The 19,688-nt window shown below is 71.4% G+C and carries 17 protein-coding genes and 1 riboswitch; of the genes, 9 read left to right on the top strand and 8 right to left on the bottom strand.

Translation table 11 applies throughout. The features are described from left to right. The first annotated feature begins 33 nt into the window (after positions 1-33). Positions 34-2,037, top strand: a complete 2,004-nt coding sequence (gene recQ, locus ACIRD7_RS28440) for a DNA helicase RecQ (RefSeq protein WP_403458022.1) — start codon at positions 34-36, stop codon at positions 2,035-2,037. Positions 2,038-2,095: 58 nt separating this feature from the next. On the opposite strand, the gene ACIRD7_RS28435 is transcribed toward recQ, so the two are convergent. Together ACIRD7_RS28435 and fahA are read right to left on the bottom strand one after the other, a co-directional pair. Further along, positions 2,096-3,034 (bottom strand): M56 family metallopeptidase, encoded by a 939-nt coding sequence (locus ACIRD7_RS28435; RefSeq protein ID WP_403458020.1) that lies wholly within the window; start codon positions 3,032-3,034, stop codon positions 2,096-2,098. A 240-nt stretch (positions 3,035-3,274) separates the two neighbouring features. Beyond that, complete coding sequence (gene fahA, locus ACIRD7_RS28430) at positions 3,275-4,495, bottom strand: fumarylacetoacetase (protein ID WP_403458019.1); 1,221 nt, start codon at positions 4,493-4,495, stop codon at positions 3,275-3,277. A 314-nt stretch (positions 4,496-4,809) separates the two neighbouring features. Between fahA and ACIRD7_RS28425 the strand changes: the two genes are divergently transcribed. After that, positions 4,810-5,640: an HAD family hydrolase gene (locus ACIRD7_RS28425; protein ID WP_403458017.1), complete on the top strand. Its 831-nt coding sequence runs from the start codon at positions 4,810-4,812 to the stop codon at positions 5,638-5,640. A 99-nt stretch (positions 5,641-5,739) separates the two neighbouring features. Here the strand turns inward: ACIRD7_RS28425 and ACIRD7_RS28420 are convergent, their stop codons facing one another. Then, positions 5,740-6,480 (bottom strand): LysM peptidoglycan-binding domain-containing protein, encoded by a 741-nt coding sequence (locus ACIRD7_RS28420; protein WP_403458015.1) that lies wholly within the window; start codon positions 6,478-6,480, stop codon positions 5,740-5,742. Positions 6,481-6,485: 5 nt separating this feature from the next. Then, a riboswitch (cyclic di-AMP (ydaO/yuaA leader) is annotated at positions 6,486-6,671 on the bottom strand. Positions 6,672-7,302: 631 nt separating this feature from the next. Between ACIRD7_RS28420 and ACIRD7_RS28415 the strand changes: the two genes are divergently transcribed. The 6 genes from ACIRD7_RS28415 (at position 7,303) to ACIRD7_RS28390 (ending at position 13,746) form a co-directional block, all read left to right on the top strand. Continuing rightward, entirely contained in the window at positions 7,303-7,479 is a 177-nt protein-coding gene (locus ACIRD7_RS28415) for a hypothetical protein (RefSeq protein ID WP_403458013.1), read from the top strand. 380 nt (positions 7,480-7,859) lie between these two features. Then, entirely contained in the window at positions 7,860-8,870 is a 1,011-nt protein-coding gene (locus ACIRD7_RS28410; protein WP_403458012.1) for a polyprenyl synthetase family protein, read from the top strand. A gap of 201 nt (positions 8,871-9,071) precedes the next feature. After that, entirely contained in the window at positions 9,072-10,124 is a 1,053-nt protein-coding gene (locus tag ACIRD7_RS28405) for a CHRD domain-containing protein (protein ID WP_403458010.1), read from the top strand. Between the two features lie 283 nt (positions 10,125-10,407). After that, positions 10,408-11,679 carry an outer membrane lipoprotein carrier protein LolA gene (locus tag ACIRD7_RS28400; RefSeq protein ID WP_403458007.1) on the top strand — a complete coding sequence of 424 codons (1,272 nt, stop codon included), beginning with the start codon at positions 10,408-10,410 and terminating at the stop codon, positions 11,677-11,679. A 59-nt stretch (positions 11,680-11,738) separates the two neighbouring features. After that, on the top strand, positions 11,739-12,758 hold the full coding sequence (locus ACIRD7_RS28395; RefSeq protein WP_403458005.1) for an ATP-binding cassette domain-containing protein: 1,020 nt from the start codon (positions 11,739-11,741) through the stop codon (positions 12,756-12,758). Further along, entirely contained in the window at positions 12,745-13,746 is a 1,002-nt protein-coding gene (locus ACIRD7_RS28390; RefSeq protein ID WP_403458003.1) for an ABC transporter permease, read from the top strand. Before ACIRD7_RS28395 ends, ACIRD7_RS28390 begins: the two co-directional genes overlap by 14 nt. Positions 13,747-13,782: 36 nt before the next feature. Here the strand turns inward: ACIRD7_RS28390 and ACIRD7_RS28385 are convergent, their stop codons facing one another. The 3 genes from ACIRD7_RS28385 to ACIRD7_RS28375 all read right to left on the bottom strand — a co-directional run bounded on the left by ACIRD7_RS28385 (position 13,783) and on the right by ACIRD7_RS28375 (position 16,284). Then, positions 13,783-14,367, bottom strand: coding sequence for a flavodoxin family protein (locus ACIRD7_RS28385; protein ID WP_403458000.1), 585 nt, complete (start codon positions 14,365-14,367; stop codon positions 13,783-13,785). A gap of 72 nt (positions 14,368-14,439) precedes the next feature. Further along, positions 14,440-15,738 (bottom strand): amidase, encoded by a 1,299-nt coding sequence (locus ACIRD7_RS28380; RefSeq protein WP_403457999.1) that lies wholly within the window; start codon positions 15,736-15,738, stop codon positions 14,440-14,442. A gap of 30 nt (positions 15,739-15,768) precedes the next feature. Further along, positions 15,769-16,284 carry a DUF6668 family protein gene (locus tag ACIRD7_RS28375; RefSeq protein WP_403457998.1) on the bottom strand — a complete coding sequence of 172 codons (516 nt, stop codon included), beginning with the start codon at positions 16,282-16,284 and terminating at the stop codon, positions 15,769-15,771. A 269-nt stretch (positions 16,285-16,553) separates the two neighbouring features. Here ACIRD7_RS28375 and ACIRD7_RS28370 point away from each other — a divergent pair, with 269 nt between their 5' ends. Continuing rightward, entirely contained in the window at positions 16,554-17,891 is a 1,338-nt protein-coding gene (locus ACIRD7_RS28370) for a tetratricopeptide repeat protein (protein WP_403457996.1), read from the top strand. Positions 17,892-17,913: 22 nt separating this feature from the next. Here the strand turns inward: ACIRD7_RS28370 and ACIRD7_RS28365 are convergent, their stop codons facing one another. Together ACIRD7_RS28365 and ACIRD7_RS28360 are read right to left on the bottom strand one after the other, a co-directional pair. Next, positions 17,914-18,861 carry a M28 family metallopeptidase gene (locus tag ACIRD7_RS28365; RefSeq protein WP_403457995.1) on the bottom strand — a complete coding sequence of 316 codons (948 nt, stop codon included), beginning with the start codon at positions 18,859-18,861 and terminating at the stop codon, positions 17,914-17,916. 146 nt (positions 18,862-19,007) lie between these two features. Further along, entirely contained in the window at positions 19,008-19,484 is a 477-nt protein-coding gene (locus ACIRD7_RS28360; protein WP_403457993.1) for a VOC family protein, read from the bottom strand. Positions 19,485-19,688 lie beyond the last annotated feature (204 nt).

Here is a 19,688-nt window from a genome sequence, read left to right as displayed (position 1 = left end):
GTGGTCGAGGGACGACGTACGGGGGGCACGGCGATGGGTGCGACGGGTGGGATCAGGGAGATGCCAGGAGTGACCGAGGTGGCAGAGGCGGCCGGGAGTGAGGCGCTGGCCGCGCTGCACCGGGTCTTCGGGTACGAGGCCTTCCGCGGCGAGCAGGAAGCGGTCATCGAGCATGTGGTGAGCGGCGGGGACGCCGTCGTGCTCATGCCGACCGGAGGCGGCAAGTCGCTCTGCTACCAGATTCCGTCCCTGGTCAGACCGGGTACAGGCGTGGTCGTCTCCCCCCTCATCGCGCTGATGCAGGACCAGGTGGACGCGCTGCGGGCGCTGGGCGTGCGGGCCGGGTTCATGAACTCCACGCAGGACTTCGACGAGCGCCGCACCGTGGAGGCGGAGTTCCTGGCGGGTGAGCTGGACCTGCTCTACCTCGCTCCGGAGCGGCTGCGCCTCGACTCCACGCTGGACCTGCTGTCGCGGGGCAAGATCGCGGTGTTCGCGATCGACGAGGCGCACTGTGTGTCGCAGTGGGGCCACGACTTCCGCCCCGACTACCTGTCCCTGTCGCTGCTCGGTGAGCGCTGGCCGGACGTCCCGCGGATCGCGCTGACGGCGACGGCCACCCGGGCGACGCACCAGGAGATCACCCAGCGGCTGAACATGCCGACGGCCCGGCACTTCGTGGCGAGCTTCGACCGACCGAACATCCAGTACCGGATCGTGCCGAAGGCTGACCCGAAGAAGCAGCTGCTGAGCTTCCTGCGGGAGGAGCACGCGGGCGACGCGGGCATCGTCTACTGCCTGTCGCGCAAGTCGGTGGAGGCGACGGCCGAGTTCCTCAGCCGCAACGGCATCGAGGCGGTGCCGTACCACGCGGGCCTGGACGCGGGCACGCGCGCGGCACACCAGTCCCGGTTCCTGCGGGAGGACGGCCTGGTCGTGGTGGCGACCATCGCCTTCGGGATGGGTATCGACAAGCCGGACGTGCGGTTCGTCGCCCATCTCGACCTGCCCAAGTCGGTCGAGGGCTACTACCAGGAGACGGGCCGCGCCGGCCGTGACGGCCTGCCCTCCACGGCCTGGATGGCCTACGGCCTCAACGACGTCATTCAGCAGCGCAAGCTGATCCAGTCCGGTGAGGGTGACGAGGCGTTCCGGCGCCGGGCGGCCTCACACCTGGACGCGATGCTGGCGCTGTGCGAGACGGCCCAGTGCCGGCGAGGCCAGCTGCTCGCCTACTTCGGCCAGGACCCGGACCCGGTGGGCTGCGGCAACTGCGACACCTGTCTGACGCCGCCGGAGACCGTGGACGGCACGATCGCGGCGCAGAAGGTGCTGTCGACGGTGGTGCGGCTCCAGCGGGAGCGGGGGCAGAAGTTCGGCGCGGTGCAGATCGTCGACATCCTGCTGGGCAAGCGCACCGGCAAGGTGATCCAGTTCGACCACGACCAGCTGTCCGTCTTCGGCATCGGCGAGGAGCTCGAGGAGGGCGAATGGCGGGGCGTCGTCCGGCAGTTGCTGGCGCAGGGACTGCTCGCGGTCGAGGGTGATTACGGGACCCTCGTGCTCACGGAGGCCAGCGGGTCGGTGCTGCGGCGGGAGCGGGAGGTGCCGCTGCGCAAGGAGCCGAAGAAGCCGGCGACCTCGCGTTCGGCGTCGGGTTCCGGGCGCGGGGAGCGCAAGGCGAAGGCCGCGGTGGCCGAGCTGCCGGAGGCGCTGGTGCCGGCCTTCGAGGCGCTGCGGGCCTGGCGTGCCGAGCAGGCGCGCGAGCAGGGCGTACCGGCGTATGTGATCTTCCACGACGCGACGTTGCGGGAGATCGTGACCGTGTGGCCCACGTCGGTGCGTGAGCTCGGCACCGTCGGCGGGGTCGGAGAGAAGAAGCTGGCCACCTACGGGGACGGCGTCCTTGAGGTGCTGGCCTCGGTGCGCGGGGCGGAGTCCGGTGCCGGGGCGGCGGCGTCCGCAGCGGATCCCGGGCCCGATCACGGGATGGACGACTGGCCCGAGACGGAGCCCGAGCCGGAGGACTGGGCTTAGGGGACCAGGACCAGGAGGGGCGGGCGTCCGGAGGGGCATCCCTCGGCTCGGCGCCGGTTCAGGACAGCGCCGTCAGACCGGGCGCGAACGCGATCAGCAGCGGCAGCAACGGCACCAGTGCGGCCAGCGTCGTCGTGAGGGCGCGGCGGCGGCGTCCCAGGCGCGGGGGCGGCTGGAGGAGGCGGTCGACGCGTTCGCCCAGGAGGCGGTGGGTGGAGGCGCAGGACAGCACGCCCCGGTGCTGGTTGAGCTCGATCAGGGCCAGGGCGGTCGTCAGATGGCCGCAGCGGCGGGACGCCGTGTCGTCGGCGGCGAGTTCGACCAGGCGGTGGGTCTGGTCGCAGAAATGGGCGAACAACGGGATGCGGGGGAATCCGGTGGCGAGCGCGGTCGACAGGTGCAGCAACCAGTCGTGGCGGGCACGGGCATGGCCACGCTCGTGGGTGAGGACGGCGTCGAGCTGGTGGTCGGTCAGGCGGTGCAGGGCACCCGTCGTGACGATCAGCTGGGCCGGGCTGCCCGGCATCCACCAGGCGTCCGGGTACTCGTCCTCCAGCACCAGCAGCGGGCCGCGCGCCGAGCCCAGCCCCGCCGGCAGGTCGGGGGCGCGTTCGCGCAGATGGGCCCTGGCCTGGCCGCGTCGCCGGCGCGCCTCGACGAGTTCACGGGCCAGCATCGCGGTCGTCCAGGCCGCGCCGCAGGCCAGCAGCAGGGTGAGCGCGCTCGCCCAGGCCGGGGTGGCCGAGAGGTCGTACGCTTCCGTCACCGACGGCGGTGCCGGAGCGAAGAGCTGGGCGCGGACCGTGCCGAAGACGGCGGCGGTGCCCAGGGACAGGGCCGTCAGGCAGCACAGCAGGACGGTGGCGACCAGGCACTGCCACACCCAGAGCGCGACCACCGGTTCCCGCTCGGCCCAGGTGGCCCGGGTCAGCGCTCGGGGGACGGGTACGGCGGCCGTCAGGGCGACGATGCTCAGCAGGAGCATGCAGACGGTCATGCCAAGGTCTCCGGATCCTGGACGGGACGGTGCGGGGATGGCACAGCGGGGCGGCGGTCCGCGAACGCCGGTCGTGGCGCGCTTTCCACCGCCAGCCAGTATGACGGTGACCTTTGAAGGAGTCAGGGGGAAAGACGCGCCGAATGCGCGCTCCGGGCCGGCATCACACCCGCCCGAGGCCGCGCCCGCGACCGCGAACCACCCGGTAGGAGCCCCGAGTTGGCCCGGACCCCACTGTCGTCACCCCGCCACGATCCGCCCCGTGACGTCACCCAGCCCCACCCGGACCCCACCGGGACCGGGCGCCCAGGCGGTCAGCGTCACGACATCGCCGTCCTCCAGGAACGTCCGCTTGCCGTCGGGGAGTTCGAGCGGGTCCCGGCCGTTCCACGTCAGCTCCAGCAGTGAGCCGCGCTCGCGCTCGGTCGGTCCGCTGACCGTGCCGGAGCCGTACAGGTCGCCGGTGCGCAGCGAGGCGCCGTTCACGGTCATGTGGGCGAGCTGCTGGGCGGCCGTCCAGTACATGGTGGAGAAGGGGGGTTCGGAAATCACGTGGCCGTTGACGGCCACCGAGATACGCAGGTCGTAGCCGCCGGGTTCCGTGTCGGAGCCGGAGTCGTCCAGGTAGGGCAGCAGGGGGTGCGTGCGCTCCGGTGGTGCCACCCGTGCCTCCTCCAGGGCGTCCAGCGGGGTGATCCACGCCGACACCGACGTGGCGAAGGACTTGCCGAGGAAGGGGCCGAGGGGGACGTACTCCCAGGCCTGGATGTCGCGTGCCGACCAGTCGTTGAGGAGGCACAGGCCGAAGACGTGCTCCCGGAAGTCGCCCAGCGCCACCTGTTCGCCCATCCGCGACGGTGTCCCGACCACGAAGCCGACCTCGGCCTCGATGTCGAGGCGGACCGACGGGCCGAAGAGCGGCGCCGGATCGGTGGGCGCCTTGCGCTGGCCCGAGGGCCGTACGACGTCCGTGCCGGAGACCACCACCGTGCCCGAGCGGCCGTGGTAGCCGATGGGCAGGTGCTTCCAGTTGGGGGTCAGCGAGTCCGCGGCGTCGGGGCGGAACATCTGGCCGACGTTCCGGGCGTGGTTCTCGGAGGCGTAGAAGTCGACGTAGTCCGCGACCTCGAAGGGGAGGTGCAGGGTCACCGAGGACAGCGGGTGGAACAGGTCGCGGACGGTCTCCTGGTGCGCGGGCACCGTCACCCACGCCGTCACCGCGCGGCGCACGTCGGACCAGGTGGTGCGGCCGGCCGCGAGCAGCGCGTTCAGGGAGTCCTGGGCGAGCAGCGGGGCGTACGGCGAGCCGAGGGCGTGGGCCGCCTTGCCCGCGTCGAGGACGTGGTCGCCGAGCCGGACGCCGACCCGTCGCGCGGGGTCAGAGCCGGGAAGGGAGAAGACGCCGTACGGAAGGTTGTGTGTGCCGAAGGGGTCGCCCTCGGGGAGATCGAAGGGGGGCATGGGGTGCTGCCTCACTCTCATCCGCTCCGTATGCCATGTGGTCGGGCCACACGTTACGGGTGGGGCGCCCGTCTTGGGCAGTGCCGGCCTCGCGTCGCCGGTGCCGGAGAAACAGCAGGTCGTCACGGCGGGCGGAGGTTCAGGCGCGGCTCAGGCGCGCTCCGGCACCACGTGGGAGTGAAATCGCGACGGGGAAAGGACAGTTGTGGGCGCGGAAGCAGAAGCGGAACCGGAACAGGTGTCAACGCATGTGAACACAGCAGCCGTCCGGTTCAGGTCGAGTCGATGGGGCCTCCTGTCCGTATTCTCTGATCATGGCCCCACCCATCGCATATTCACTCATCGCCACTGACCTGGACGGGACGCTGCTCCGCGGTGACGACACGCTTTCCGACCGGACCGTCGACGCGCTCGCGCGGGTGGCGGCGGCCGGTGCCCAGCACCTCGTCGTGACGGGACGGCCGGCGCCCAGAGTGCGTCCGCTGCTCGACGACTTGGGCAGTACGGGGCTCGCGGTGTGCGGACAGGGCGCGCAGTTGTACGACGCGGGCGCGGACCGTCTGCTGTGGTCCGTCACGCTCGACCGGGAGCTCGCGGAGACAGCGCTCGGCAAGATCGAGGCCGAGGTGGGGCAGGTGTACGCCGCCGTCGACCAGGACGGCGTCGACGGGCTCACGCTCATCGAGCCCGGGTATCTGATGCCGCACCCGACCCTGCCCGCCGTACGCGTCAGGCGCCGCGGAGACCTGTGGTGCGAGCCGATCAGCAAGGTGCTGCTACGCCATCCCAGCCTGTCGGACGACGAGTTGGCGGCGACGGCGCGTGCGGTGGTCGGTTCGCTCGCGACGGTCACCATGTCGGGGCCCGGCACCGTCGAACTCCAGCCATGCGGCATCACCAAGGCGACCGGTCTCGCGCTCGCCGCCGAGCATCTCGGGCTCGGTCCGCGCGAGACGATCGCCTTCGGTGACATGCCCAACGACATCCCGATGTTCGACTGGGCCGCGCGGGGCGTCGCGATGGCCAACGCGCATCCCGAACTCAAGGCGGTCGCCGACGAGATCACCCTGTCGAACGAGGACGACGGCATCGCGGTCGTCCTGGAGAGGCTGTTCGCGGGGAGCTTGGCGCATATCGTCCAGTAGAGGGTGATCTCCAGTAGAGGGTGATCGTCCAGTAGAGGACGATATGCGCCGATGAGTCGCTTACTTCCCCGGGGGCCCGGGAGTCCCGGGGGCGATTCCCTAGTAGGGCCCGTTCACGTTGTCGATCGAGCCGTAGCGCGCGGCCGCGTAGTTGCACGCGGCCACGATGTTCGCGACCGGGTCGTAGGGGTCGTACACCGTGCCCGGCACGTGGTACGCCGCGAACGTGGGGTCGATGACCTGGAGGAGGCCCTTGGACGGGGTGCCCGCCACGGCGTTGGAGTCCCAGTTGTTGATGGCCAGCGGGTTGCCGGACGACTCGCGCATGATGTTGCGGTGAATGCCGTCGTATGAGCCAGGGATTCCGTTTTGCGCCATGATGTCCAGCGCGTTGCGGATCCAGCCGTCCAGGTTGTTCGGGTACGACTTCACCGAGGTCTGGGTGGCCTGGGCGACGGAGGACTTCTTGGCGGGTGCGGACGCCTTGTCGGCCGTCTTGCCCGGCGCTGACGCCTTCTTGGTCGCCCGGACCTTCAGGTCGACGCCCGGGTGGATCAGGCGGGGGTTGTCGCCGATGACCTCGCGGTTGTCCTTGAAGAGCTGCTTCCAGCCGCCCTGGGCGTCGTAGCGGTCCGCGATGCCGTAGAGCGTGTCGCCCTTCTTGGTGGTGTACGTGATCGAGCCGGCCTTGGCCGTGGTGGAGGTCTTGGCGGGCTCCGCGGCACCTGCGGTGGTCGCGCTCAGGAGCGGGAGGGCGAGGGCGACGGTGCCGGTGCCGGCGAGGACGGCACGGTGGGTGAGCGGGTTGGTGCGGGGGCGGCGGTGCTTGCCTCGGGGCATGGCGCTGTTCCTCTCCGGCGCCTGCGAGGTGAGCTGTCGGGTTCGGGCGGGAGATGCCCGGCCGCGCCGTCTCGCGACGGTGCGACTTAACCCCAAGCCGGTGCGCGGGCGCCATCAAGGCGTCCGGTCCGGCGACTTACCTGGGTCCCCCGCTCCTGCCGCGCGTGTGTGAGTTACGTCGGGGATGACTCGGGCGGCGGCAGGATTAGGCGTCCGCCCGACGAGCGGGAACGTATGCGAGAGCACATGCCCGGAACAAGTGCCGTAATCACCTGTCGTGCGGTTGACCATGGTCTGAGGCGTATGGGGCGCTTGATCCTTTGCGGTTGCCAAGCCTCAACTTGCGTTCGGGGCAAGGCGGGGAGGGGTGTGCCCGGCCCAGGGTGCGGGCGGGGGTGAGTGACCCAATTCACTGGTGATCACAGAAGTGGCAAATCGGGCAATGGCTCCAACTCGCCTTTAACCGGCTGTCCGTGGAGTCCGTTTTTCCCGCGTCCGACGGAAAAGGGCCTCTTCGCCCTCCGGGTGGAGCGCGCCGCCGGGGTCGTGAAATGCCCCTTTTTGCAACTCATTGCCGTGTGCGGCCCGGAAGGGGCCGGTGAGCTCCCGGCCTCAACACGCGGGTCTGCTCGCCCACTTCCGCGCCGGGCTGCCCGGCCGCCGGGTCGGCGACCCCCGTGAGGACGGAACCTCCCATGCGGTGCACGTCGTTGTCATGACGATCGAGCGGCGCGCGCGGGTCGTGATGTGTCGTCTCGCAGGGGGAGGACATACGGATGTGCATGAGCGGGATCCCCGGCCGGTCGGCGGACCGGACGCATCGTGCGCCGCGGCCGGCGCGCCGCGGCCTTCGCGGCCTTCGCGGGCTTCGCGGCGAGCCCGGCGGGCCCGGCGTCCACCGCGGTCGTGCCGGCCATCGGTTTCGGTGGCCCCGTGCCCGCGCTGATCGACCCGGGGCTCCCTGGGGTCGTGGTGGCGGCAGGCACCGCCATGGCGTAGTGGCCGCGAACGATCAGGGCCCCGCCCTCCGGCGCGCGGCCCCGGCCGTGGGAGGCGGGGTCTGTGGGCCTTGTCGGCATGCCCAGGCCCCTGCGGGCGGCCGCGTCCGCGAGGGCCGGGACGCGGATGGCCTGCATGTTCTCGGATCCGATGGCGGCGTCGGTTCGGGATACAGGCCGCTACTTCCCTATAAGTCGATGGATATCCGGCCTTATCACGTGATCAAAAAAATACCGGCCGTGATCCGATACCGCCCGTGGTGGACGGGTGGGCGGCATCGGTGATCGAAACCTGACCGGATACGCTGACTTGAGTGATGGCAGCGACCTATCGACAAACCGTGTAACCGCCAGTAGACACCAGCAGACAGGAGACCCCTCGTGACCGTCGTCGGGCCGTTCGGGCTGAGCGTGCGGGACCAGGCTCTGGAAGCCGATGTCCAGGCCGGATTGGCGGCTGTCGAGGAGGGATTGCTCGAAGCCACCAAGAGTGAGGTCCCCTTCATCACCGAGGCCGCCCAGCACCTGGTGCGGGCCGGTGGGAAGCGGTTCCGGCCGCTGCTCGTGATGCTCGCCGCCCAGTTCGGGGATCCGTACGCGCCGGGGGTCGTCCCGTCGGCCGTCGTGGTCGAGCTCACCCATCTGGCGACGCTCTACCACGACGACGTGATGGACGAGGCGGCGGTACGGCGCGGGGTCGACAGCGCGAACACCCGCTGGGGGAACTCGGTCGCCGTACTGACCGGCGACTTCCTCTTCGCGCGCGCCTCGCACACCCTGGCCGACCTCGGGCCCGAGGCCGTTCGGGTGCAGGCCGAGGCGTTCGAGCGGCTGGTCACCGGACAGATCCTGGAGACGGCGGGGCCGCAGGACGGCCGGGATCCGATCGAGCACTACCTGGATGTGCTCAGCGGGAAGACCGGGTCGCTCGTGGCGGTGTCGTGCCGGTTCGGGGCGATGATGTCGGGCGCCGACGAGACGGTCGTAGACGTGTTGACCCAGTACGGAGAGCGGCTCGGGGTCGCCTTCCAGCTGGCCGACGACGTCCTGGACATCGCGAGCGACTCGCGGGAGTCCGGGAAGACGCCGGGGACGGATCTGCGTGAGGGCATTCCCACGCTGCCGGTGCTGCGGTTGCGGGAGCGGGCCGAGCGGCTGGGGCTGGCCGAGGACATCGCGCTGTGCGAGCTGCTGGACTCCGATCTGAGTGACGACGCGCGGCTCGCGGAGGCGTTGGCCCAGCTTCGGGTGCATCCGGCGCTCGAGCAGGCTCGGCGGGACACGGTGCGGTACGCGGAGGATGCGCGGGCCGCGCTGGCGCCCTTGCCGGATCTTGATGCCAAGGCGGCGTTGATGGAGTTGTGCGACGCGGTGGTGCATCGCGCCGGGTAGGGGTTTCCAAGGGGCTTCGCCCCCTGGACCCCCATCGGCCTGAACGGCCTCGTCCTCAAACGCCGGCTGGGCTGAAAAGAACCGTGTGACGCAGGTCACAATGCTGGACTGAGTCCAAAGTAAGATCGCCTCCGTATGAATGCCCAGAAGCTGACGCAGGGGGCGTCAGCTGCATTACGGGGAGAAAACAGAATCATGGGCATGAAGACGACGTTCTCGAAGCGCCGTAAGAGCCTGATCGTCACCGCTGTCGCGGTGGCCGCCGCCGGTGGTGTCGCCACCGCGGTGATTCCCGCCTTCGCCGCCGGAAGCGCCCGCGCCGACCACGCGGGCCACGCCGGAAGCGACCGTGCAGACCACGCGGGCCACGCCGGAGGCGACACGCAGGGGATCGTGAGCCGGAGCGGGGACCTCGGTGCCGGGACCCACGGTGGCGGGGGTACGGTCCTCGCGGCCAGTCTCCGCGGGGCGAACGAAGTCCCCGTGGCGGGTGGGCCCGCCGTCGGGGACAGGGACGGTGCCGCGCTGCAGTTCGTGAAGGTCAAGGGCGAGAAGGTCTCCGTCGCCGTCACCTGGCGCGGCACCGGCAAGCCGACCGCCCTCCACATCCACCAGGGCGCCAAGGGCACCAACGGCGGCATCAAGGTCGACTTCGGCGGCCTGCTCGGCAAGAGCAAGGGGCACAGCGTCACGGGGACCGTCACCGTGAAGGACCCCGCCCTGCTCAACGCTCTGAAGACCGACCCGAGTTCCTTCTACGCCAACCTCCACACCGCCGAGTTCCCGGGCGGCGCCGTGCGGGGGCAGCTCCACAAGGTCACCGTCGCCAAGTTCGACTTCCGCGACGCGCTCGACAACTTCCAGGCGTCCGTCATCAAGGGCAAGCAGATCTACGAGTGCAAGCCCGCCGAGGGCGGCGGGTACGCCTTCGCCCAGCGGGACGTCAGCGCCGTACTGGGCGGCCGTATCGCGCACTCCTTCGTGGCGCCCAACTCCGGGACGCCGCAGTGGATCGCACGGGACGGCAGCGCGGTGACGGGGTCCGTCCTCTCCAAGACCCCGAACGGCGACAGGAACATCCCCGAGCTCGACCTGAAGGCCACTCAGTCCGGCAAGCACCACGGCCTGCTGGCCGACACCGCAGAGATCCTGCGGCTGAACACCGTCGGCGGCGTGGCCCCGGCCGGCTCCTGCTCGCCCGGCGCGATCGTCGGCGTGCCCTACCAGGCGGACTACGTGTTCATCAACGGCTGATCCGCTCCGGCGCGACGGCGCACGGCGGCGTCTCCCCGTGGCGACCCCTACGGGTCGGGGGAGGCGTCGCCTCCGTGTGTCATACCCCAGGTGTACGCCGAGTTGGCTCCGGAGGCTGACGAATCCCCCTGGCCGATTTGGTCAGATGGGGACCACGGAAAACACCACTCCTCACCGATTCGGGTGAGAATGGCGGCTCAGGGGTGGGCGAGTGCGGGGTCGTAAGACTCTCGAGCGAGGAACGAGACGGACAGCCGCCGCCGACGACGGAGGTAAGGCACACATGGCACCGTACGAATCCGACGACAGTACGACCGCCGGGGAGGCCGACGACCTGCGCGCGGGGCGCCGCAAGGCCGCGCGGTACGTGGTCCCGGTCGCGGTCGTGGGCATCGCGGCGGCGACCATCGGGCTCGTTCCGGCGATCGCCGACTCCGGCGACCCGGACCTGCCGGAGATCACCGCGCAGCAACTCATCGAGAAGATCGCGAAGTCGGACGTCGAGCAGTTGTCCGGCACCTTCAAGATCACCACCGATCTGGGTCTGCCCGACCTCGGTGGGCTGGGGTCGAGCTTCGCCTCCGGCGCCATGGCGTCCGGCTCGGGTGACGGATCGTCCGCCGACCCGACGGCCAAGCTCACCGAGCTGGCGTCCGGCACGCACACCCTGCGCGTCGCCCTCGACGGCGAGAACAAGCAGAAGCTCTCCCTGCTGGAGAACGCCTCCGAGTACAGCCTCATCCACAACGGCAAGGACATCTGGGGCTACGACAGCAAGTCGAACGAGGTCTACCACGGCACCGCCGAGGAGGCCCCGGAGGAGAAGGGGAAGACCGAAGAGCTCCCCGCCACGCCCAAGGAACTCACCGAGGAAGCCCTCAAGGCCGCCGACGACACCACGTCCGTCACCGTCGACGGCACCGCGCAGGTCGCGGGCCGGGACGCCTACCGCCTGCTCATCAAGCCGAAGCAGTCCGGCACCACGGTCGGCGCGATCACCGTGGCGGTGGACGCCAAGACCGGCATGCCGCTGAAGTTCACGCTGACCCCGTCCAGCGGCGGCGCGGCCGTGATCGACGCGGGCTTCACCCAGGTCAGCTTCGCCAAGCCGGCCGCCTCCACCTTCGACTTCACCCCGCCCAAGGGCGCGAAGGTCACCGAGGAGGGCGACCTGGACGGCGCCGCCGCCAGGCATGGCGGCGACGCGAAGTCCGAGGACGACCTGCGCAAGGAGCTCGAAAAGGAGTTCGGCGGCCCGAAGTCCGAGGGCGAGCGCGGCAAGGCGGCCGAGGGCGGCCCCGAGGTCATCGGCGAGGGCTGGAACGCCGTGGCGGTCTTCGACACCGGCGGCGAGGGCATCCCGTCCGGCTCCGAGGTCGGCGGCGACATGGGCGGCTTCCTGGACTCCCTCGGCGACAAGGTCACCGGTAAGTTCGGCTCGGGCACGGTCTTCAAGACCCGCCTGATCAACGCCCTGGTCACGGACGACGGCAAGGTCTACGTCGGCGCCGTCGACAAGAACGCGCTGGTGAAGGCGGCCGACTCGGGGAAGTGACCCGCGGGCCGATGCCGTACCACCCGTAGCACGCACGGATCGAGGAGCCTGAGGAGCGCATGGAGGAACTGGCCGCCGCGGAGGGCGACGGGGCCGGTCCGGCTGCCGAGGCCGGACCGGTCGACGACATCGACGACATCGACGGCGTCGACACGGTGATCGCCACCCGCGCGCTCACCAAGCGCTACCGCGGCGGACAGCTCGCCGTGGACGGTCTCGACCTGACCGTCCCGGCGGGCAGCGTCTTCGGCTTCCTCGGTCCGAACGGCTCGGGCAAGACCACCACCATCCGCATGCTGATGGGCCTGATCGACCCCACCTCCGGCACCGCGCGCGTGCTCGGCCGGCCCATGCCACGGGCCGCGCGCACCGTGCTGCCGCAGGTCGGCGCGCTCATCGAGGGGCCCGCCCTGTACGGCTTCCTCTCCGGCCGCGACAACCTCCTCCGCTACGACGCCGCCGACCCGACCGCCGATCCGCGCACCCGGCGCACCCGGGTCGCGGCCGCCCTGGACCGGGTGGGCCTGACGGCCGCCGCGGGCAAGAAGGCCAAGGCGTACTCCCTCGGCATGAAGCAGCGGCTCGGGCTCGCGGCCGCCCTGCTCCAGCCGCGCAGGCTCCTCGTCCTCGACGAGCCGACCAACGGGCTCGATCCGCAGGGCATGCGCGAGATACGTTCGCTGATCAGGGAGTTGGCGTCCGACGGTACGACCGTCTTCCTCTCCTCCCACCTCCTCGACGAGATCGAGCAGGTCTGCACGCATGCGGCCGTGATGGCGCAGGGCCGGCTGATCACCCAGGGCGCGGTGGCGGAGCTGGCGTCCGGAGCGCGCGGCCGGCTCGTCGTGACCACGCCGGACACCGGGGACGCGGCGAGGGTGCTGAAGGAGCAGGGCGCCGGTGACGTCGTCATCACCGACGACCGGGTCACCGCGGAACCACCGGACCGTGATCTCGCCGACGTCAACGCGGCGTTGGTGAAGGCGGGAGTCCGGGTCCGGGGCTTCGGCGTCGACCGGCCCTCCCTGGAGGACGCGTTCGTGGCGCTCACGGGGGAGGGGTTCGATGTCGCAGGCTGAAGCGGCAAAGGAGGTCGGCGCGGCAAAGGAGGTCGGCGCGGCCAAGGAGGTGGGCGCGGCCAAGGAGGTCGGCGCGGCCAAGGAGACGGGGGCGGCTCAGCCGGCTGTCGGGGTCGCGCAGCCCGAAGGACTCCGCAAGCCCAGTCCGCTCTGGACGTTCGGCCTCTTCCGCAGCGAGCTGCTCACCACCTTTCGGCGCTGGCGCACCCTCGCCCTGCTCGCGGTGCTGGCCGCCGTACCGATCCTGGTCGGGATCGCCGTGAAGATCGAGACCGGCGACGGTTCCTCGGCGGGCGGTGGTCCGGAGGGCGGTGGCGGCCCGGCGTTCATCTCGCAGATCACCAACAACGGCCTGTTCCTGGTCTTCACCGCACTCGCCGCGACGCTCCCCTTCTTCCTGCCGATGGCGATCGGCGTCATCGCGGGCGACGCGATCGCCGGCGAGGCGAACGCGGGCACCCTGCGCTATCTCCTCGTGGCCCCCGCCGGACGCACCCGGCTGCTCCTCACCAAGTACGCCACCACGATGACGTTCTGCCTGGTGGCCACCCTCGTCGTCGCGGTCTCGGCGCTCACGGTCGGGGCGCTGCTCTTCCCGCTCGGCGATCTGACGACCATCTCCGGCACCCGGATCAGCTTCGCCGAGGGGCTGGTCAGAGCCCTGTTGATCGCCCTGGTCGTCGCCGCGTCACTCATCGGCGTGGCCGCGCTCGGCCTGTTCGTCTCGACGCTGACCAACAGCGGCATCGCGGCGATGGCGACGACGGTCGGCCTGCTGATCACCGTCCAGATCCTCGACCAGATCCCCCAGCTCCACGCCATCCAGCCGTACTTCTTCTCCCACTACTGGCTGTCCTTCGCCGACCTGATGCGCGAACCCGTCTACTGGGACGACCTGGTCAAGAACCTCGGCATCCAGGCCCTCTACGCGGCCGTGTTCGGTTCGGCGGCGTGGGCGAGGTTCACGGCGAAGGACATCACGGCGTAGGGCGTCACCGCGTAGGGCGTCACGGCGTAGGGCTGCTCAGGGCGTCTCGTACGGGAAGCGGGCGAGCGGCGCCTCCTGCGCGAAGAACGTCTTCGCCCGGGCCAGGGCCTCGGCGTCGCCGAGCACGTCACCGGGCTTGCTGCCGTTGCCGAGCAGCACCCCGCCGAAGCGCATCCGCAGATACGCGGCGGAGTTGCTGAGCGTCCCGACCAGCGGATCGGCGACCTCCTGCTCCTCGTGCGCGAGCGCGGTGACACCCCACAGGGTGCGCCCGGCCATGGTCGCCTTGAAGTCGACGCCGGGTGTGCGCAGCCAGCCGGACCAGTAGTCGAGGTAGCGCTTGACGTGGGCGGACACCGAGTACCAGTACAGCGGCGAGACGATCACGACGTCCGTCGCCGCGAGCGTGGCGTCGAGCAGCAGTGCCACGTTGCCCTCCGTGGGGCGCACATGGTCGCTGTCGTGTCGCAGGTCCTCGAAGTCGGGCAGCGGGTGCGCGGCCAGATCGATCCACTGCTGTTCGACATCCTCGGGCAGCTGTTCGGCGGCCCTGCGGGCCAGCAGTTCGGTGTTGCCGTCGGGTCGGCTGCTGCCGAGAACGAACAGGAAGCGGCGGTTCATGGGTCCCCCAAACGGACGGCCGCCGTAGCTGGCCGGCCGCGAATCGGCGTACGGTGATTAACAGCATATGCATTATATGCACGCGCATGCAGAAGTCCAGGGTCCGAGCTTCGCCTCGGCCTCCCCGGCCACGCCGAGCAGCAGCGACTCCTCGCCGTGCGCCGCCACCACCTGCAGCCCGACGGGGCAGCCGTCCGGTCCGAACCCCGCCGGGATGCTGATCGCCGGATGCCCGCTCAGGTTGAACGCCCAGGTGAGCGCGGTGGAGTAGCGGTCGCCGGGCCCCTCGTGACCGTGCGGCGGGGTGGGCGCGGTCGGGGTCAGCAGCAACTGGGCGCCGGCGAAGAGGGCGGCCAGACGGCCGTCGTTCACGGCACGGATGCGGTGAGCCTCGCGGGTGTGGGCGGGGGTGGCCTCCCGACTCCGCAGCGCGAGCCACGCCGGGGCCGGGTCCTCGAGACGGAGCGGAGTGCCGGCGTGCCCGCCCGCAGCCCGCAGCACACCGGCCTCGACGAGTCGTACGGCGGCGGCACGGGCGACGGCGACCACGTCCGGGTCGGGGGAGTCGAAGCCGAGGTCCGGGGACCATACGGCGGTCGGGACCTCGTATGTCGTCGGGACCTCGTACGTCCGCGTCGCGACCCTCCTTGTGCCCGCCCCGTCCCCCGACATCACCCTCCAGTACGCCGCCGCATCCCCCGCGCACCGCGCCAGCACCCCCGGTGCCATGAGCCCCGTGCGGTCGGTCGTCGGCAGCCGTCCGCGGCCGGTCTTCAGCCCGACGACCCCGCACCAGGCCGCCGGAATCCGAACCGACCCGGCCCCGTCGCTCCCGGTCGCGAGCGGCACCAGCCCGGCCGCGACGGCCGCCGCGGAACCGGCCGAGGAGCCGCCCGGCGTACGGTCGTGGCGCCAGGGGTTGACCGTACGGCCGTGTCGGCCAAGTCCCCAGGTCTGCCAGGCGGTTCCCGGCCCCGGCACCGAAGTCGCCCCCACCGCCACACACCCCGCCGCCAGCAACGGTCCCGCCGCCCGCAGGCCGCGCCGCCCCTTGACCCCGAGCGGCACGCCGGCCAACGGCAGCCGCTCGCCCGCGCCGACCCGCGCGTCCACTTCGTGTGCCTGCCGGAGCGCTTCCTCGCCCCACACCTCGATGAAGGCGGACAGGACCGGGTCGGCCCGTTCGATCCGGTCGAGGGTCTCCGCGACGACGTCGGCCGCGCGCAGGGTTCCGGAGCGCACGGCCGAGGCGATCTCCTCGGCCGGGAGGGCGCTGGGCGGGCCCTCGGAGCAACAGGCAGAGGCGGACTGGGAGTCGGAGTCGAGGTCGGTCTCAGGGTGGTGGGTGCCAGGGCCGGGTGCACTCGTCATGGAGCGATTCTCCGCGTGGCCGCGGCGACTTCAGTGAGACCGTCCCGTCAACCTCCCCAACGCCTCCGCCTCCCGGGGCGGCTGCCCCCGCAAGTCGCCGAGCCGCCAGGCCGGCACCCAGGGCACCCGGTACACGTCGATCACCGACTCGATGACCTTGGCGTGCTCGGCGAGCGGGCGCGGCAGCCGGCCCGGCGCGTCCGCGACCAGGACGACGGCGTCGAGGTCGAGCCCGTGCGGAGCCTCACCGCGCCGGAAGACCTCAAGGGCGTTCAGGGCCGCGGCCAGCCCGGCCGCGTGGGTCCGGGCCACCAGCAGCACCGACGGCGGGGCGGCGGGCCCGGGCCAGTCCCGTCCGCAGTCGTGGCCGCCGTAGACCGCGGCGAGCGTGGAGACACCGGCCCCGCCGTGCACGCCGACCCAGGAGAATCGCCGGGACGCGAGGGGCAAGGGAGAGGGCGTCGGCTCGTCCGGCAGGGCGACCGGTCCCCGGAGCCAGATCTCCGGGCCCGGCCGGCCCCGCTGTACGTGCATGTCGGTTCGCATGCCCGCACTCCCCCCTCGTCACGCCATCGATCTCCGGGCCATGCATGGGAACGCTGTGACGTGGCACAAGCTCCTGGAACGAGTCTGTGACGCCACGGTGACGTCCGCACCGCGCGCGGCCGGAGAGACTCGAGAGTACGTGTACGACGTGTCCGCCCTTTACGACGGACCTGGACGCCGGAGAAGCGGAACCGGACGGCGAGAGGGAGCACCATGGAACCCGAACGCGCCGTCCGCGAACTCCCCGGCGCATGCGAGTGAGGGAAGCGATGCCTCGACTGAGCCGCGCGAAGAAGCGGGACCAGAAACGCGCCGCCGAGACGGCCGCCGTGGCCGCGCCGATCGACGTGCATGTTCCCGCCGCCGGACCGGGCGCGGGCGGCGCGTCGATCGGCGGCGTGCCCGTCACCGCGGCCCCGGGTGAGGAGATCCAGCACGTCGTCCTGACCCACCTCCAGCGCATCGCCCTCGCCGCCGGCCACGCCGTGCACGCCACCGTCCACGACGAGCGCATCGGCTACGTCGTCCCGCTGATGGTCGAGGCCGACGGATCCAGCCACTTCACCGCCGAGCCCGTACGGACGGCCCCGTCGGAGCCCACGGCGCAGGGGAACGCCGTACGGCATGCGCTCGCGCTCCCGGCGCCGCCCGCGCTTCCGGCCGCCCCGGCGAGCGCCTCCGCGCCGGGTGCGGCGGCACCGTACCGGGACATCCCGACCCACGTCCTACGACCGCTGCCGGGGCCGGAGCGCGACGCCTCGCCCACCTTCCGGATGCGCTCGCTGCCCGAGCCGGTGCGGGACGCCGTACCCGGCACGGTCGCACCGCCGCTGGGGGAGTTCGGGCCGCCGCCGCGCATGGACGGGACGCCGGAGCCGACGGACGTGCCCCGGGATGCCGTACCGCAGGACCACGCCCCTTCCCCTGCTCCCACTTCCACCCCCATCCCCTTGTCCGAGCCGGCCCCCATCCCCGTCTCGTCCCCGACCCCGACTCCGCCCCGGGCAGCGCTTCTGGTGCCGGAAGCGGCCCTCGACGCGGAACTCGACCCGGATCCCGGGCCCACTCCACCCCGCGGTTTCGACGCGGTGGCCGAAGCCATGCTCGGCGACGCGCCGCAGGCTTCCGCCGCCGACGCCTCTCCCTTCGCCGAGGCGAGTGCGCGGATCAACGAGGCCGTGACGGCGGGGCGGACGGCGGAGGCGACGGAGCTCGCGGAGCGGACCGTGGCGGAGGCGTCGGCGGTGCTGGGGCCGGAGCACCCCGAGGCGCTCCGTATCCGTGAACTCGCCGCCTACATCGCCTACTTGGCGGGTGACCAGGAGCGGGCCTTCGCCCTCGCCCTGGACGTGGCGCGCCGGCACCACCGGGCCCGCGACGCGGAGGCGGCCTACGGCAGCCTCCACGGCGCGGCCACGGCCTGGCGCGCCGTACGGGACCCGGCGCTGGGTCTGCACCTCGGCCGTGACCTGCTCGGTCTGTGGGCCGACCTCACGGCCGAGGGCGGTCCGGCCGCCGACGAGATCGAGGAGCTGGAGTCGGCCCGCGCCCGCATGGACCGACTCGCCGCCCGAGCCGCCAAGGCGGCCGAACCGCCGACCGGGTGAACCGGTCGGCCAAGGCCCGCCCTTACTCCGACAGCTCCCACACCGCGTACGCCACGGCGTCACTGTTGCGGTCGAGGGCGGTGTCGTTGATGTTGGACGTCGTGTCGCAGGACGAGTGGTAGCAGCGGTCGAAGGACTGCCCGGCCGTGCCACCCCACTTGGTGACCTGTGCCGCGGTCTTCGTCCGGCTGGCGCCCGTGAACAGGCCGCCCACCGGCACGCCCGCGCTCTTGAACGGGGCATGGTCGGAGCGGCCGTCGCCCTCGGTCTCGATCTCGGTCGCGACGCCGAGGCCGGCGTAGTAGTCCTTGAAGGTCTTCTCGATCGCGGGGTCGTCGTCGTAGACGAAGTAGCCCGGGTTGGGCGAGCCGATCATGTCGAAGTTCAGATAGCCGCTGATCTTCGCCCGGTTGGCGGAGGAGAGGTTGTTGACGTAGTAGCGGGAGCCGACGAGCCCCAGCTCCTCCGCGCCCCACCAGGCGAACCGCAGATGCTTGGTGGGGTGGTAGCCGGCCCGGGACACGGCGAGCGCGGTCTCCAGGACCGCCGCCGAGCCCGAGCCGTTGTCGTTGATACCGGGGCCGGAGGAGACGCTGTCGAGGTGGGAGCCGGCCATGACGACCTGGTTGGTGTCGCCGCCGGGCCAGTCGGCGATCAGGTTGTAGCCGGTGCGACCGGAGGACGTGAACTGCTGGATCGTCGTCGTGTACCCGGCGGCGTCCAGCTTGGCCTTCACATAGTCGAGGGAGGCCTTGTAGCCGGGGCGGCCGTGGGCGCGGTTGCCGCCGTTGGCGGTGGCTATGGACTGGAGCTGGGTGAGGTGGGCCTTGACGCCGGCCACGGGGATGTCGGGCGCGGCGGCCAAGGCCTCGGATCTGGGCGCCGCGCCGGCTATGGATCCGCTGGTCAGGAGGGTGGCGGCTGCGACGGCGGCAGCCGCCGACGTGCGCCAGGAGACGGAGAGCTTCATGGTGGGGGGCTCCGAATTCCTTGGGGAATCACAGGGATTCCTCAGTGAATGGGGTGCCTGGATGGTGAGGGTGAGCCTGACTCTCCGTCAAGAGCGCTATTCGGACGGGAAGTTCGTATAGGGAAAACCCTGAGTTCCCCGCGTGGTCACTGCACGCAGAACTCGTTCCCCTCCGGGTCCGCCATCACCACCCACTCACCACCGGGCTCCCGCACCCGCCGCAGCACGCTCGCCCCGAGCCCTTCCAGCCGCTCGACCTCGCTCTCGCGCTCACCGGCCGTCGCGTGCACATCGAGATGCAGCCGGTTCTTGACGGTCTTCTCCTCCGGCACGCGCTGGAACAGCAGCCGCCGTCCCAGTCCGGTGCCGCTGTCCTTGTCGTACGGGTCGTCCGGATGCCGTACGGCCACCAGGTCCCGGAACGCGAGCCGGGCGTGGAACTCGACGACGGCTTCCCGCGGCAGCGCGCCGAGCTCCAGCAGCCGTTCGATGAGGGCGTTGTTGTCCTCGACCTCGTAGTGCAGCGCGGCGCCCCAGAAGTCGGCCTGGGACTGGGGGTTGGCGCAGTCGATGACGAGCTTCCAGTGCAGGGGCGTGGGCGTGGTTCCGGGTTCCTGTGTCATGCGACCACTCATAGGGGGTGCGGGAGTGGGGTCGCAACGGTGAATCGCCGGTCGGGGGCCGCTCCCGCCTTCCGGTTCCCCGGCTCGGGCGCGCCGCTCGGGCGTCCGGCGCGTCGGGCGTCCAGGGCGGTCGACGTCGTAGGGGGTCGGCGTCGGGCGCGTCGGGCGTCCAGGGCGGTCGACGTCGTAGGGGGTCGGCGTCGG

The organism is Streptomyces sp. NPDC093568 (assembly GCF_044764945.1).
Lineage (GTDB): Bacteria > Actinomycetota > Actinomycetes > Streptomycetales > Streptomycetaceae > Streptomyces.
Note: the sequence above shows the minus strand (reverse complement) of the source record. Positions and strands in the feature narration are given on the sequence as shown.

Coding starts and splice junctions, on each gene's coding strand:
- recQ (WP_403458022.1), top strand. CDS start 34: ATGGGTGCGACGGGTGGGATCAGGGAGATGCCAGGAGTGACCGAGGTG.
- ACIRD7_RS28435 (WP_403458020.1), bottom strand. CDS start 3,034: ATGACCGTCTGCATGCTCCTGCTGAGCATCGTCGCCCTGACGGCCGCC.
- fahA (WP_403458019.1), bottom strand. CDS start 4,495: ATGCCCCCCTTCGATCTCCCCGAGGGCGACCCCTTCGGCACACACAAC.
- ACIRD7_RS28425 (WP_403458017.1), top strand. CDS start 4,810: ATGGCCCCACCCATCGCATATTCACTCATCGCCACTGACCTGGACGGG.
- ACIRD7_RS28420 (WP_403458015.1), bottom strand. CDS start 6,480: ATGCCCCGAGGCAAGCACCGCCGCCCCCGCACCAACCCGCTCACCCAC.
- ACIRD7_RS28405 (WP_403458010.1), top strand. CDS start 9,072: ATGAAGACGACGTTCTCGAAGCGCCGTAAGAGCCTGATCGTCACCGCT.
- ACIRD7_RS28400 (WP_403458007.1), top strand. CDS start 10,408: ATGGCACCGTACGAATCCGACGACAGTACGACCGCCGGGGAGGCCGAC.
- ACIRD7_RS28395 (WP_403458005.1), top strand. CDS start 11,739: ATGGAGGAACTGGCCGCCGCGGAGGGCGACGGGGCCGGTCCGGCTGCC.
- ACIRD7_RS28390 (WP_403458003.1), top strand. CDS start 12,745: ATGTCGCAGGCTGAAGCGGCAAAGGAGGTCGGCGCGGCAAAGGAGGTC.
- ACIRD7_RS28385 (WP_403458000.1), bottom strand. CDS start 14,367: ATGAACCGCCGCTTCCTGTTCGTTCTCGGCAGCAGCCGACCCGACGGC.
- ACIRD7_RS28380 (WP_403457999.1), bottom strand. CDS start 15,738: ATGACGAGTGCACCCGGCCCTGGCACCCACCACCCTGAGACCGACCTC.
- ACIRD7_RS28375 (WP_403457998.1), bottom strand. CDS start 16,284: ATGCGAACCGACATGCACGTACAGCGGGGCCGGCCGGGCCCGGAGATC.
- ACIRD7_RS28370 (WP_403457996.1), top strand. CDS start 16,554: ATGCCTCGACTGAGCCGCGCGAAGAAGCGGGACCAGAAACGCGCCGCC.
- ACIRD7_RS28365 (WP_403457995.1), bottom strand. CDS start 18,861: ATGAAGCTCTCCGTCTCCTGGCGCACGTCGGCGGCTGCCGCCGTCGCA.
- ACIRD7_RS28360 (WP_403457993.1), bottom strand. CDS start 19,484: ATGACACAGGAACCCGGAACCACGCCCACGCCCCTGCACTGGAAGCTC.